Consider the following 13,151-nt stretch of genomic DNA (forward strand, 5'->3'; position numbering starts at 1 on the left):
GCTCAGATCGGTGGCCGCGGCGACGCGGGCACCGATTTGTCGGCCACCTCGATGAGGGCCTGGGCCCACCCGTCCAGCCGGTCGGAGGCGTGGCGCAGATCCGCGACAATGGTGTCGAAGTGGTGGCGCACCACGGTGTTCTCCGGAACCGCGAGAATCCGGGCCGCCGCGGCGACGACCTGCTCGTACTCCGCGACGCCCCCGTCGAGCCTGGCCGAGGTCAGCCGCAGGTTCTCGGTGAGTGCCACCGCCGCGGGCGAATTCGCGCTTCCCATGGCGCCGAGGCCCTGTTCCATCGCCGTGATGTCGGCGGCCAGCGCGTGCAGCGCCGCCGCGCCCGAGGCGGCCGTCTCGAGCATGTCGGCCAGTTCGTCGGGGGGCAGCCGGTGCGAGCGAGCGATCTGAACGCCCATCCCGTGCAAGGCCTTCTCCGCGCGCACCAGACGGGCGATCGACGGGCGCGCGATCGACCACAACGGCGGCTGCTTGCGCGGAACGAACGCCGCCTGCGGCAGTGGTGCGCCCCGCAGCCGCAGATAGCGGCGAGTGCTCAGCGCCGCACCGGTGACCAGCGCGACCGCGCCGCCGCCGACCATGACCACGGCCCACACCGGCGCGGAAACGACAACGAGGCCAACGGTTCCCGCCGTGGTGAGGCCGGACACGGTGCCCAGCTGGAAGCTGCGCCTGCGAGCCCTGCGGCGGCGGCGCAACTCACGCTCCCGCGGATCGGCCCAGCGCCGCACGGCGACGAGCGCGTTCTCACCGACTTCGCGAAGGCTGTCCGGCAGGCTGCCCGGCTGTGGCGCGAGCGCGGCTTGTGCCCGGATCATCGCCGACTCGCGCAGGCGCCGCGCGTCGAGCTGCCGCTCGCGAAATACACTGCCGCTCATACCTTCTCTCCCACCGGTTGCACACATCGGACAGACCGAGACCCGACTCGGCCGACGGCCGGCCGGTCGGGTCCCCACGCCTTGTCTTCCAGTGAACCAGCCCCCACCGACACCCGTTGGCCGAACGCCCGGTCGCGGCGGTTACTGCTGCGCGGCCTGCCCCTTGTTCATCTGCGGTTGTGCCGAATTCGCCTGCGCCGGACTGATGGCGGGCTGGGCGCCACCGGCCGGCAGCTGGTCGCCGCGCATGGAGGCGCGGATCTGCTCCAGCTTGCTGTGCCCGGCCATCTGGATGCTGGCCTGCTGCACCTCGAGCATCCGTCCCTGCACCGAGTTCTGCGCGAGTTCGGCGGCACCCAGCGCGTTGGCGTAGCGGCGCTCGATCTTCTCGCGGACCGCGTCCAGGCTCGGCGTGCTGCCCGGCGCCGACAGCGTCGAATCCATCTGCTGCAGCGAGGCCGAGACCTGCTCCTGCATCTTCGCCTGTTCCAGCTGGCTGAGCAGCTTGGTGCGCTCGGCGACCTTCTGCTGCAGCAGCATCGCGTTCTGCTCCACGGCCTTCTTCGCCTGAGCCGCCGCCTGCAGCGACTGGTCGTGCAGGACCTTCAGGTCCTCGACGGACTGCTCGGCGGTGACCAACTGCGCGGCGAACGCCTCGGCGGCGTTGGTGTACTGGATCGCCTTCTCGGTGTCACCCGCCGCGGTGGCCTGATCGGCCAGCAGGACGGCCTGGCGCGCGTTGGCGTTGAGCTTCTCGACTTCGTCCAGTTGCCGGTTCAGCTTCATCTCCAGCTGACGCTGGTTGCCGATGACCGACGCGGCCTGCTGGGAGAGGGCCTGGTGCTGCCGCTGGGCTTCCTCGATAGCCTGCTGAATCTGGACCTTCGGATCCGCGTGCTCCTCGATCTTCGAATCGAAGAGGGCCATCAGGTATTTCCAGGCCTTGACGAACGGACTAGCCATCGATTGATCCCGCCTCCATCTGACATGCCGCGCTCCGGCGCGACTCCAGTGCGCGACCGTCACGCACCCGATATGTGCCTATCCTCCATCATGCGGCACCCGGGCCGGGCGAACCCGGCCCAACCGACGCTGAGGGAGAATCTATCCGCTTTCCGCGGCGGCCCGCAGCGTTGCCGCCGTGGCCACGTCTCGTAGCGCGTCACACGCCCTTCACCAGGACCAGCATGTCCGATCGCGGAGCGGGGATGACGATCCGCGTGTCCTCCGCCAGCGGCAGCGGCCGCGCGGCCGCGTCGGCCGCCGACATGCTCGCCGTCGCCGGAGCGGGCGCGGATTCCTCCTGCGCCGCGGGCTCGGCCGCCGTCCGCTCCGACTCGACGGCGGCCGCGGCCGCCGCGTCGTCCGCGGGCGCACCGGCCGTCGGCCCGTCGGCCCCCGCCATGAGCGTGCTCACATCCCACAGCACCCGTGACAGCGGGACGTCCAGCGCTTCGCAGATGGCGGCCAGCAGTTCGCTGGAGGCCTCCTTGCGACCGCGCTCGACTTCGGAGAGATAGCCCAAGCTGACCCGCGCCGAGGTCGACACCTCGCGCAAGGTCCGGTTCTGGGCGAGACGCGCACGCCGCAGACTGTCCCCGATGGCCTCTCGCAGCAGCGTCATCTCTTTCTCCTTCGCTCCCGGTCGCCGGGCCGACACGATTCTCGACCCCACGCATGCCGTTCTTTCTGGCACAACGTCGGAGCCGGGGCGGTTGGTTCCCGTCCGGGACACCTCAGCCGCTCCGCCCGACGCGGTCGGCCGGGCCCGAGCCCGCCTCCCGCACACACCGCAGCAATTCCGACACCGCCGTGCGCGTCGCACCGATTCTGATCGTCCACCGGTCGCCGGGGAGTTTCAACCGCATCACTTCGGTATGCCCGGGACCGGCCACTCCGAGGAAGACCGTGCCGACCGGATGCCCGTCTTGCGAATCGGGGCCCGCGACGCCGGTCAGGCCGACCCCCCAGTCCGCGCCGCAGCGCGTGCGGGCGCCGACGGCGAGCTGTTCGGCGGTGCTCGCCGCCACCGGTCCCTCGCTCGCGAGGACCTCCGCGTCGACACCGGCGAGGCTGTGCTTGAGGTCCGTGGCGTACACCACCAGACCGCCGCGCAGCACCGCGCTGGCGCCGGGCACCCCGGCGATGGTCGCCGCGAGCAGGCCCGCGGTCAGGGATTCGGCGGTGGCCACGGTTTGCCGCACGGTCACCAGTGCACGCACGAGATCGATGGCGGGCACGTCGGCGATCAGCGGATCGCTCATACGCCGCGCGTCCGCCCCGGGCCGCCCGCGAACCACACGCGGGCCGCCTGACCGACGTAGTCCAGTCCGGTGCCCACGGTCAGCGCGACCGCCAGGTACATCAGTGGCATGCCGATTCCGGCCGACCAGCCGGACAGCGGCAACAGCACCATGGCGATCGCCAGGGACTGGACCAGCGTCTTGAGCTTGCCGCCGCGTCCGGCCGGGATCACTCCGCGCCGCACCACGATCAAACGCAGCAGTGTGACGCCGATCTCACGTCCGCAGATCACCAGGGTGATCCACCAGGCCAGATCACCGAGCAGGGACAGCCCGATCACCGCCGACCCGATCAGCGCCTTGTCCGCGATAGGGTCGGCCAGTTTGCCGAAATCGGTCACCAAGCCGTATTTGCGGGCCAATTGCCCGTCGAACCGGTCGGTGATCGCGGCGAGGCCGAACAGCGCCGCGGCGGCGATTCGCCAGCCGGTCTCGTGGCCATCCCCGACGAACAGCGCCGCGACGAACAGCGGCACGATCGCGATGCGCAGCATGGTGAGCACGTTCGCGATGTTCAGCAGCGGCGGCCCGGTCTCGGCCTGCGCCGGTGCGAAGCCGGGACGGAGCGGAGCGGGCGCGCTCCAGGGGCGGTCCGTCTCGTCGGGTTGTACGCTCATGCCTTCGCCTCACCGGCGACAGGCTCGGTCACGGCCGCCTCGTCATCGCGGCGCGCCACTCGGCGCGATGCGATGAGCTGAACGAGTTGATCCGCGGCACACGTTCAGAGTATCGGTAGCCGGGCCGACTACTGTGCACCCCATGACCTCTCGGGGACCATTAGGTGGTTCGACCAGCGACGCGTATCCGGGCGCGGCTTCTGCCGCGCAGAGTTCCCTCCCGGTCGTCCGACGCGCGCGAACCTCCGATGTACCAGAGATCAAGCGCCTCATCGACGTCTACGCGGGCCGGATCCTGCTGGAGAAGAACCTGGTCACCCTCTACGAGGCGGTGCAGGAGTTCTGGGTCGCCGAATTGGACGGCCGCGTCGTCGGCTGCGGCGCGCTGCACGTGCTGTGGGCCGACCTCGGGGAGGTGCGCACGGTGGCGGTACACCCCGACGTCAAGGGCTCCGGTGTGGGCAAGCTCATCGTGCAGCGACTGGTCGCGGTGGCCCGCGAACTCGAGTTGCAGCGGCTGTTCGTGCTGACCTTCGAGGTTGAGTTCTTCGGCAGGCACGGCTTCGTGGAGATCGACGGCACACCGGTCACCGCCGAGGTGTACGCCGAGATGTGCCGCTCCTACGACACCGGCGTGGCCGAGTTCCTCGATCTGAGCTATGTGAAGCCGAACACTCTCGGCAATACTCGGATGCTGCTGACGCTCTGAGTCCGTCCCCACAGGAAAGCGATACCCGTGCCGATCTTCGCCGTCCACTACGTCTACTCCGACTCCACCATCGCAGGCCGGGACGCGCACCGTCCCGAGCACCGGGCCTGGCTGGCCGGCCTGCTCGAGTCGGGCGCCCTGCTCAGCAGCGGTCCGTACCCGGACGGGTCCGGAGCGCTGCTGATCTTCCGCTCGCAGGACGCGGGGCAGTTGAAGGACCTGCTCGCCCGGGATCCGTTCGCCAGGGAGAACCTGATCGACGACGTCCGCGCCGTGGAGTGGGCCCCGGTCTTCGGCGCCTTCGCGTCCTGACCGGCTAACGGTCGGCGCGCACGCGCGTCCGCAGCAGGCTCGCGACCGTCGCGACCACCAGGATGCCCAGGATGACGCCCAGCGAGACGGGCGTGGAGATCTCCGGGACCGCGACGTGCTCGCCGCCGTTGACGAACGGCAGCGTGTTCTCGTGCAGGGCGTGCAGCACCAGCTTCACGCCGATGAACGCGAGGATCGCGGCCAGTCCGTAGGACAGGTAGACCAGCCGGTCGAGCAGCCCGCCGATCAGGAAGTACAGCTGTCGCAAGCCCATGAGCGCGAACGCGTTCGCGGTGAAGACGAGGTAGGGCTGCTCGGTCAGGCCGTAGATGGCCGGGATCGAGTCCAGCGCGAAGAGCAGATCGGTGAACCCGATCGCCAGCAACGCCAGCAACAGCGGCGTGACCGCCCGGCGTCCGTCGATCCTGGTCACCAGCTTGTCGCCGTCGTATTCGTCGGTGGTCGGCAGCACGCGCTTGGCCAGCGCGACGATCCGGCTGTCGCGTTTCTCCTCGACTTCGACCTCGTGGCCGCTTTCGCGCAGCAGCTTGACCGCTGTGTAGACGAGGAAGATCCCGAACAGGTAGAAGACCCAGCTGAACGCGCTGATCGCGGCCGCGCCGACGGCGATGAACGCACCGCGCATGGCCAGGGCGAGCACGATGCCGATCAGCAGAACCTTCTGCTGGTAGATCCGCGGCACGGCGAAGGTGGACATGATGATCAGGAACACGAACAGGTTGTCCACCGAGAGCGCCTTCTCGGTGACGAAGCCCGCGTAGTACTCCCCGGCGTAGGTGGAGCCCCACCGCCAGGCGACCACGCCGCCGAACAGCAGCGCCAGCCCGATGTAGACCGCGGACCAGAATCCGGATTCGCGGAACGACGGCTCGTGCGGGGTACGGACGTGGGCGAAGAAGTCGAAGACGAACAATCCGAGGATCACCACGACGGTGATGGCCCATTCGAGTGCGGTTACGTGCATGCGGCATGCCGATCGGTAGCGAAGATCATGATGTCCATAATGCCCGCTTTGTCCGGTAAGGCTCGGTAGCGGGGTGATTGCCGCCCATAATTCCACATGCGTTCAGTCGACGTTTCGTGCCGCAGTCCTCCAGCGTGACCGACGAACCGCACCCTGAACCGCGCGGGCCGGGACGAACGCGCGCCCGCACACGCAGGATTTGCCGACCAGGCGATGCGTCGCGTCGTCACGGACCCGCCCGTCTTCGGCGCCGTGGCGCACTTCGATCCGCACCCTGCGTCGGCGACGTCGACGGACTGCGCGGTGGACACCTGCGATGCCACATGGGCAGCGACACGCTCTCGCTTGCGCGGGTTCGTCACCCCGAGGACCGGTGTTGCCCGGCCTGATTCCAGCGGGCCCGGACGGCGAAGGCGGCTGACCCGGCACCCGGAGACACCGGCCGTCGAGCTATACCACTCGGGCCCGGGAGAACTGAACCAGGTAGGGTCGTCGGCGAAGCAAAATCGGTTCCCGACAACGGCATCCGATGTTAGTTTCTGAGCGGCGAAGATCAGACCACAGGAAGGCGAGACGATGACCGGGACGGAGCGGCGGCAGTGGCTGCCGAGCGGTGCCCGCCGGTCGTCTGCCCGCGCCGTGCTATCGGCCCCATCCGCGTGGCGGATGAGCGCGCGGAGCCGCCCCTGAACGTGTCTTTCGCAGACCCGTACGAAGGGGTCACTCCGCGGCCGGCCGCCGAGGAGTGGCCCCTTTTTCGTGCGAACGGACGTAGCTCAGCCGGTAGAGCAGCGGTCCCCAAAACCGCGGACCGGGGTTCGAGTCCCTCCGTCCGTGCCATCCCCCCAGGTCGGAATTCCGATCTATCCCTCGTAGCCCAATAGGTAGAGGCGCCGGACCTAGATTCCGGGAGATGCGAGTTCGAATCTCGCCGAGGGAACCAGCCGGATCACTCCGGCGGCTCCGCGTCGCCGTCGTCCCCGCCGCCGCGGATCGACCACAGCAACCCTTCCAGCTCATCGGGTTTCACGAGCACGTCACGCGCCTTGGAACCCTCGCTCGGACCGACCACGCCGCGGGTCTCCATGAGGTCCATCAGCCGCCCCGCCTTGGCGAAACCGACGCGCAGCTTGCGCTGCAGCATGGAGGTGGACCCGAACTGCGAAGTGACCACGAGTTCCACCGCCTGCAGGAAGACGTCGAGATCGTCGCCGATGTCGGGGTCGACGTCCTTCTTCTCCCCGGCCTTCGCGGCGGTCACGCCCTCTTGGTATTCCGGCTCGGCCTGGTTCTTGGTGAACTCGACGACGGCGTGGATCTCCTCGTCGCTGATGAACGCACCCTGCAACCGGGTGGGCTTGCCCGCGCCCATCGGCAGGAACAGGCCGTCACCCATGCCGATCAGCTTCTCCGCACCCGGCTGGTCGAGGATGACGCGGGAGTCGGTCAGCGACGAGGTGGCGAAGGCCAGCCGGGAGGGCACGTTGGTCTTGATCAGACCCGTCACCACGTCCACCGACGGCCGCTGCGTGGCCAGCACGAGGTGAATGCCCGCCGCACGGGCCTTCTGGGTGATGCGGACGATGGCGTCCTCCACGTCGCGCGGAGCGGTCATCATCAGATCGGCCAGCTCGTCGACGATGGCCAGGACGTACGGGTAGGGCCGGTACACCCGTTCGCTACCCAGCGGCGCGGTGATCGCTCCCGACTTCACCTTCTTGTTGAAGTCGTCGATGTGGCGCACCTTGTTGGCCTGCATGTCCTGGTAGCGCTGCTCCATCTCCTCCACCAGCCAGGCCAGCGCGGCCGCGGCCTTCTTCGGCTGGGTGATGATCGGCGTGATCAGGTGCGGGATGCCCTCGTAGGGCGTCAGTTCCACCATCTTCGGGTCGATCAGGATCATGCGGACCTCGTCGGGCGTCGCCCGCTGCAGCAGCGACACCAGCATCGAGTTCACGAAGCTCGATTTACCCGAACCGGTGGAGCCCGCGACCAGCAGGTGCGGCATCTTGGCCAGGTTCGCCGAGACGAACTCGCCCTCGATGTTCTTGCCCAGACCGATCACCAGCGGGTGGTGGTCGGTGCGGGTGCTGGGCGCTTTCAGCACGTCGGCCAGCCGGACCAGCTCGCGGTCGGCGTTCGGCACCTCGATGCCGACGGCGGACTTGCCGGGGATCGGCGCGAGCAGCCGGACGTTCTCCGTCGCGACGGCGTAGGCGATATTGCGCGCCAGCGCGGTGATCTTCTCGACCTTCACGCCGGGCCCGAGCTCTACCTCGTAGCGCGTGACCGTGGGGCCGCGGACGAACCCGGTGACGGCGGCGTCGATCTTGAACTGCACCAGCACCTCGGTGATCGCCTCGATCATCGATTCGTTGGCGGCGCTGCGCTTCTTGGGCGGATCCCCGTCGGTCAGCAACGACAACGGCGGCAGGGTGTAATCGCCTTCGACCTCGCGATCGGGGACGAACTCCAGTTGCTGCGGCTGCGGCGGCGGTGGCGTCTGATCCTCCACCACCGCGGCGGGACGCTGTTTCCTAGGCTTCGGTTTCGGCGTGGGTTCCTCGACCGGAATCTGCTTGGCGTCGCGCAGCGGTGGTTCGCCGAGCGCCTCGGTGACCGCGTCGGGGTCGCCGAACTCGTCGGGCGGGTAGTTCTCCGCGGGCGTGCGACCGCGCCGCTTGGCGGTGGTGCGATGCACCGGGAAGCCGTCGGCGTCGTAGTCGGCCGGGTCGTAATCCCGGTATTCGCCATCGAATTCGCCGTAGTCGTCGCCACCGGTGTCGGTGCCGAAGTATCGCCGCAGCTTCTCCGGCACCTCGCGCACCGTCGTCCCGGTCACCAGCAGCGCGCCGAAGACGATGGCCAGCAACAGGATCGGGACCGAGAGCCAGGCGGTGAGGCCGTTGGTCAGTGGCCCGCCGGTGACGAAACCGACGAAGCCGGCGGCACGGGAACGCCCGTGCGCGTCGGTGGGCGCACCCGCGGCGATATGCCACAGCCCCAGGAGCGGCAAGCCGATCAGCAAGCCGCCGAGCACCAGCCGCGGGCGGATCTCGGGGCGCGGTTCGGTACGCATCAGGACCACCGCGATCCCGGAGGCGACGAACGGCAATGCGGCGGAGGCCGATCCGGCGATCGCGCGGATCACGTCCTCCACCCAGTGGCCGATCGGACCGCCCGCCGACAACCAGACCGCCGCCGCGATCACCGCGCTCAGTGCGATCAGCGCCAGCGCCGCGCCGTCGCGCCGATGTCCGTGTTCGATCTCGCCCGCGCGGCTCAGCGTGCGCGTGGTCGCGCCGAGCCCGCGGGCCAGCATGGTCCAGCCGCTGCCGATACCGCGCGTGAGCACCGCGAGGGGAGCCGTGTTCGACGGGCGGCGCGCCGGACGCCGGGCCGCGGAGCTACGCCTGCGGGGCGCTGCGGTCGTTCTGGGCGTGGCCGCGCGGGGCGTCGCCGCGCGAGACCGTGCCGTGGTGGTCCTCCCCCGCGCCGATCCCGCCCGCGCCCGAGTCGTCGGGGTGCTGCGGGACTTACCTGCCATGGCCCCAGGCTAGCCGCAATCGCCCCATCCGGACCATCCGCAACACTGGTACCGTCGCGCCGCGCGCCGCTTTCCGCCGGTCGCCGCGGCCTCCGCGACCAAGCGCCGACGCTCGAATCAGACCGATCGATCTGCCTCGAGCACCGCCCGGACGGCCTCCGGGGATCCGGCGGTCTCCAGCCGGACCTCGTCCCGCCCGAAGGCGTGCAGCACCAGTTCCGAGGGCCTACCGGTCAGCGTGACGACGTCCTCGGACGCGGACCGCACCACCGTGCGCCTGCCGTCCGGCGTCGCCAGCTCGACCGTGACCGGCGCCTTACGGTAGGCCATCCTGGCCGTCTTGCGCAGCATCGACCACAGCCGGTCCTCGTCGGCGGCGGGCAGTTCGCGTGGCTGCCAACCGGGCTCGGCGCGGCGCACGTCCTCGTGATGCACGAACATCTCCGACAAATTGGCCACCGCGTCGAGCGGACGCAGCGGCGACCACCACGGCGGACCGGTCCGCACCTGCTCCAGCAGCTCGGGAAACGGCTTGTTCGCCGCCTTCGCCTGCACACGGTCGAGATACCCCGCGAGCGGCTTCACCAGTATGCCCGGAGCGGCGTCGGGCCGCCGTTCACGAACCACCAAGTGCGCGGCCAGGTCCCGCACCGTCCACGCGCCGCAGAGCGTGCGCGCGTCCGGCCCCGCCGCCTCCATCGCTTCGACGAGTCCCCGGCGTTCCCGCTGTGCCATAGTCACACCCCGAACATACCGACCACCCTGCGGCACCGCCGCGCGGCGCGGCGCGGGTGCACGGCTCCCTATGCCGGGAAATCTCCGGCTAGCGCAATGAGAGTCGGCTCTGTACCTTGTCACTCGGCCCATCGGGTCGTGGGCCTTATGACAAGAAGGGGCAAATCCTCGTGAAGAAGTTTGCTACCGGTGTGGCCGCGCTCGCGGCGGTAGGTGCCGCGCTGGCTGTCAGCGCGCCCGCCGCGAACGCCTACACCAACAACTACGGCGCGATCGCGCTGTCCACCTCCACCGGTTTGATCGGGTACTCCTACGACTACCCGAACTCGGCTGCCGCACAGCAGCGCGCCGTGAGCTCCTGCGGCGCAGCGGACTGCCAGTCGGTGGTCTGGTTCCGCAACGGCTGCGGTGCCGTGGCGTACTCCGGTGACACCGGCACCTGGAGTTGGGGGTACGCGTCGTCGCGCCGCAGCGCGCAGGGCCAAGCCTTGGCGCGCAACGATTCCGACGCCTACATCGTGCACTGGAACTGCACGTCCAACCACGGCTGACGCCCGGACTTCGAGTCGAAGGAAACATCGTGAAGCACCGCATTTTCCGGACCACCGTGGCCGTCGTCCTCACCGCAGTCGCCTGCTCGCTGACCGCCTGCGCCTCCAATGACGACTCCTCGTCCCCGAGCACCAGCGCCAACCCCAGCCACGCGGCGGGTGAATTGGAGGGTGGCTCGGACAAGGGCGACAAGGAGGCCGGCTCCGCGCCGACTACGCCGTCCTCACCCGCACTGCCCAAGCCCTCCGTGCAGCAATTGAACGAGCGGCTGCAGAAGGCGTTCGACCCGAATGTGCCCAACGAGGAGAAGATCAGCTGGATCCAGGCCGCCGAGCAGGATCCCTATCTGGTCGCCAACCTCGTCGAGGCCGCGAAGAAGCAGAAGGTCGCCGTCGAGGTCACCAACGTGGGCGACCCGAAGGACAACAAGCTCAAGGCCGACGCCAAGGTCACCATCGACGGCACCCCGGTGGACGACGCGTTCATCCAGTTCGTGTCCGAGGGCGGCCAATGGAAGGTCGATCACACCTTCGCCTGCAACATCGTCAAGAGCGCGAAGATCGAATCCGCCGCCTGCCAGGAGTAACCGGTCCCGAACCAGCGAAAAGCGCCGGACAGCCGAGCTGTCCGGCGCTTTTCGATTTCCGGAAGATCAGACGCCGATGACGGTCGGCACGATCATCGGCCGACGACGATAGGTGTCGGCCACCCAGCGGCCCACTACGCGGCGCACACCCTGTGCGATCCGGTGGATGTCGGTCACACCCTCGCCCGCCAGCCGCAGCAGTTCGGCTTCCACCAGTTCCGCCGCGCCGAGCAGGGCGGCGGGATCGTCGGAGAAGCCGCGTCCGCTGATCTCCGGTGTGCTCACCGCCTTGCCGGTGGTCTCGTCGATGGCCACGGTGATCGCGATGAAACCGCCCTCACCGAGCACCAGCCGGTCGGACAACGTCGACTCCCCGACATCGCCCACCGACAGCCCGTCGACGTATACGTGGCCCACCGGGACCCGGCCGACGACCGAGGCGATGCCGTCGACCAAGTCGACCACCACGCCGTCCTCGGCGAGCACCACCCGCTCCTCCGGCACGCCGGTCGCGACCGCCAGCGCCGCGTTCGCGCGCAGGTGGCGCCACTCGCCGTGCACCGGCATCGCGTTGGTCGGACGTACCGCGTTGTAAAGGTACAGCAGCTCTCCCGCCGAGGCGTGCCCGGAGACATGCACCTTGGCGTTCTGCTGGGTGACCACCGTGGCTCCGAGCCGGGCCAGGCCGTTGACCACCGCGAACACCGAGTTCTCGTTGCCGGGGATCAGCGAGGAGGCCAGCACCACCAGGTCGTCGGGACGGATGTTGATCTGCCGGTGGTCGCCGCGCGCCATCCGCGACAGCGCCGACAGCGGCTCGCCCTGCGAACCCGTGGAGATTAGCACCAGGCGGTGGCTGGGCAGGGTCGCGGCGGCGTCGAGGTCGACGACCACGCCGTCGGGCACGGTGAGAAAGCCCAGATCCTGAGCGATCTGCATATTGCGGACCATCGAGCGCCCGACGAAGCACACCCGCCGCCCGTACTGCTGGGCCACATCGACGACCTGCTGGATGCGGTGCACGTGACTGGCGAAGGACGCGACGATGACCCGGCCGCGGGCCTTGCCGATGACCGAGTCCAGCACGCCGCCGATCTCGCGTTCCGGCGTGACGAAGCCGGGGACCTCGGCGTTGGTGGAGTCCACCAGGAACAGGTCGACGCCCTCGTCACCGAGCCTGGAGAAGCCGGCCAGATCGGTGAGCCGCCCGTCCAGCGGGAGCTGGTCGAGCTTGATGTCACCGGTGTGCAGCGCTACGCCGGCCGGCGTGCGGATGGCGACGGCGAGCGCGTCGGGAATGGAGTGGTTGACCGCGAAGTACTCGCAGCCGAACGGGCCGTGCGTGGTGTGCTGCCCCTCGGTCACTTCGACCAGCTTCGGGTGCAGGCGATGCTCCCGGCATTTCGCGGCGACCAGCGCGAGGGTGAACTTCGAGCCGACCACCGGGATGTCGGGCCGCAGCCGCAGCAGGAACGGCACCGCGCCGATGTGGTCCTCGTGACCGTGGGTGAGCACGACGGCGACCACGTCGTCGATCCGGCCCTCGATGGGGCGGAAGTCCGGCAGGATCAGGTCGACGCCCGGCTGCTGGTCCTCCGGGAACAGCACACCGCAGTCGACGATCAGCAGTTTGCCGCCGTACTCGAAGACCGTCATGTTGCGGCCGATTTCGCCGATGCCGCCGAGGGCGAACACGCGCAGGCCGTTCTCGGGCAGGGCGGGCGGGGCGCCGAGACGGTCGTGCGCGGCGACCGGAGCCGCCTGCGGCTGCGCAGCTTCGGCCCGCCGAGCGCCGGACTGGCCGCGGCCGCGGGCCGGTCGCCGGGGCGCCGCGTTCTGCGCCTTGGGCTCCCGGCGCGACTGCGCGGGCGCGGTCTCCTTGGCGGAGACGACCAGAGCGACATCCACCGTG

General features: G+C 69.4%; 14 protein-coding genes and 2 tRNA genes. 7 read left to right on the forward strand and 9 right to left on the reverse strand.

The window, feature by feature from the left end; genetic code table 11:
- Nucleotides 1–2 precede the first annotated feature (2 nt).
- The 5 genes from pspM to pgsA form a co-directional block, all read right to left on the reverse strand.
- Complete coding sequence (gene pspM / locus ON29_RS18845) at nt 3–893, reverse strand: phage shock envelope stress response protein PspM (protein WP_245549012.1); 891 nt, start codon at nt 891–893, stop codon at nt 3–5.
- 141 nt (nt 894–1,034) lie between these two features.
- Nucleotides 1,035–1,856: a phage shock protein PspA gene (gene pspA / locus ON29_RS18850; protein ID WP_040867952.1), complete on the reverse strand. Its 822-nt coding sequence runs from the start codon at nt 1,854–1,856 to the stop codon at nt 1,035–1,037.
- A gap of 199 nt (nt 1,857–2,055) precedes the next feature.
- Nucleotides 2,056–2,517, reverse strand: coding sequence for a helix-turn-helix domain-containing protein (locus ON29_RS18855; RefSeq protein WP_040867954.1), 462 nt, complete (start codon nt 2,515–2,517; stop codon nt 2,056–2,058).
- Between the two features lie 112 nt (nt 2,518–2,629).
- Nucleotides 2,630–3,157, reverse strand: a complete 528-nt coding sequence (locus ON29_RS18860; protein ID WP_040868018.1) for a CinA family protein — start codon at nt 3,155–3,157, stop codon at nt 2,630–2,632.
- On the reverse strand, nt 3,154–3,813 hold the full coding sequence (gene pgsA / locus ON29_RS18865) for a CDP-diacylglycerol--glycerol-3-phosphate 3-phosphatidyltransferase (RefSeq protein WP_040867956.1): 660 nt from the start codon (nt 3,811–3,813) through the stop codon (nt 3,154–3,156). Before pgsA ends, ON29_RS18860 begins: the two co-directional genes overlap by 4 nt.
- A 142-nt stretch (nt 3,814–3,955) precedes the next feature.
- Here pgsA and ON29_RS18870 point away from each other — a divergent pair, with 142 nt between their 5' ends.
- Both ON29_RS18870 and ON29_RS18875 read left to right on the forward strand, forming a co-directional pair.
- Nucleotides 3,956–4,522, forward strand: coding sequence for an amino-acid N-acetyltransferase (locus ON29_RS18870; protein WP_040867957.1), 567 nt, complete (start codon nt 3,956–3,958; stop codon nt 4,520–4,522).
- A gap of 27 nt (nt 4,523–4,549) precedes the next feature.
- Nucleotides 4,550–4,834, forward strand: coding sequence for a YciI family protein (locus ON29_RS18875; protein ID WP_040867958.1), 285 nt, complete (start codon nt 4,550–4,552; stop codon nt 4,832–4,834).
- Nucleotides 4,835–4,838: 4 nt separating this feature from the next.
- Here the strand turns inward: ON29_RS18875 and ON29_RS18880 are convergent, their stop codons facing one another.
- Complete coding sequence (locus ON29_RS18880) at nt 4,839–5,819, reverse strand: TerC family protein (protein ID WP_040867959.1); 981 nt, start codon at nt 5,817–5,819, stop codon at nt 4,839–4,841.
- Between the two features lie 765 nt (nt 5,820–6,584).
- Between ON29_RS18880 and ON29_RS18885 the strand changes: the two genes are divergently transcribed.
- Both ON29_RS18885 and ON29_RS18890 read left to right on the forward strand, forming a co-directional pair.
- Nucleotides 6,585–6,659 (forward strand) — tRNA-Trp (locus ON29_RS18885).
- A gap of 26 nt (nt 6,660–6,685) precedes the next feature.
- A tRNA-Leu gene (locus tag ON29_RS18890) sits at nt 6,686–6,762 on the forward strand.
- A gap of 6 nt (nt 6,763–6,768) precedes the next feature.
- Here the strand turns inward: ON29_RS18890 and ON29_RS18895 are convergent.
- The gene (locus ON29_RS18895) at nt 6,769–9,174 is read right to left on the reverse strand and encodes a DNA translocase FtsK (RefSeq protein ID WP_245549013.1); all 2,406 of its coding nucleotides are present in this window, start codon (nt 9,172–9,174) and stop codon (nt 6,769–6,771) included.
- Here ON29_RS18895 and ON29_RS37785 point away from each other — a divergent pair.
- A complete protein-coding gene (locus ON29_RS37785) occupies nt 9,167–9,379 on the forward strand; it encodes a hypothetical protein (RefSeq protein WP_245549014.1) in 213 nt (70 codons plus the stop codon). The two genes, ON29_RS18895 and ON29_RS37785, sit on opposite strands and share 8 nt — an antisense overlap.
- Before the next feature lie 104 nt (nt 9,380–9,483).
- Here the strand turns inward: ON29_RS37785 and ON29_RS18900 are convergent, their stop codons facing one another.
- On the reverse strand, nt 9,484–10,107 hold the full coding sequence (locus tag ON29_RS18900; RefSeq protein ID WP_085994910.1) for a TIGR03085 family metal-binding protein: 624 nt from the start codon (nt 10,105–10,107) through the stop codon (nt 9,484–9,486).
- Nucleotides 10,108–10,271: 164 nt separating this feature from the next.
- Here ON29_RS18900 and ON29_RS18905 point away from each other — a divergent pair, with 164 nt between their 5' ends.
- Nucleotides 10,272–10,652 (forward strand): DUF4189 domain-containing protein, encoded by a 381-nt coding sequence (locus ON29_RS18905; protein WP_245549015.1) that lies wholly within the window; start codon nt 10,272–10,274, stop codon nt 10,650–10,652.
- 29 nt (nt 10,653–10,681) lie between these two features.
- The gene (locus tag ON29_RS18910; RefSeq protein ID WP_040867964.1) at nt 10,682–11,239 is read left to right on the forward strand and encodes a WKL family lipoprotein; all 558 of its coding nucleotides are present in this window, start codon (nt 10,682–10,684) and stop codon (nt 11,237–11,239) included.
- 66 nt (nt 11,240–11,305) lie between these two features.
- On the opposite strand, the gene ON29_RS18915 is transcribed toward ON29_RS18910, so the two are convergent.
- On the reverse strand, nt 11,306–13,147 hold the full coding sequence (locus ON29_RS18915) for a ribonuclease J (protein ID WP_083863745.1): 1,842 nt from the start codon (nt 13,145–13,147) through the stop codon (nt 11,306–11,308).
- Nucleotides 13,148–13,151 lie beyond the last annotated feature (4 nt).

The organism is Nocardia exalbida NBRC 100660 (assembly GCF_000308575.1).
GTDB lineage: Bacteria > Actinomycetota > Actinomycetes > Mycobacteriales > Mycobacteriaceae > Nocardia > Nocardia exalbida.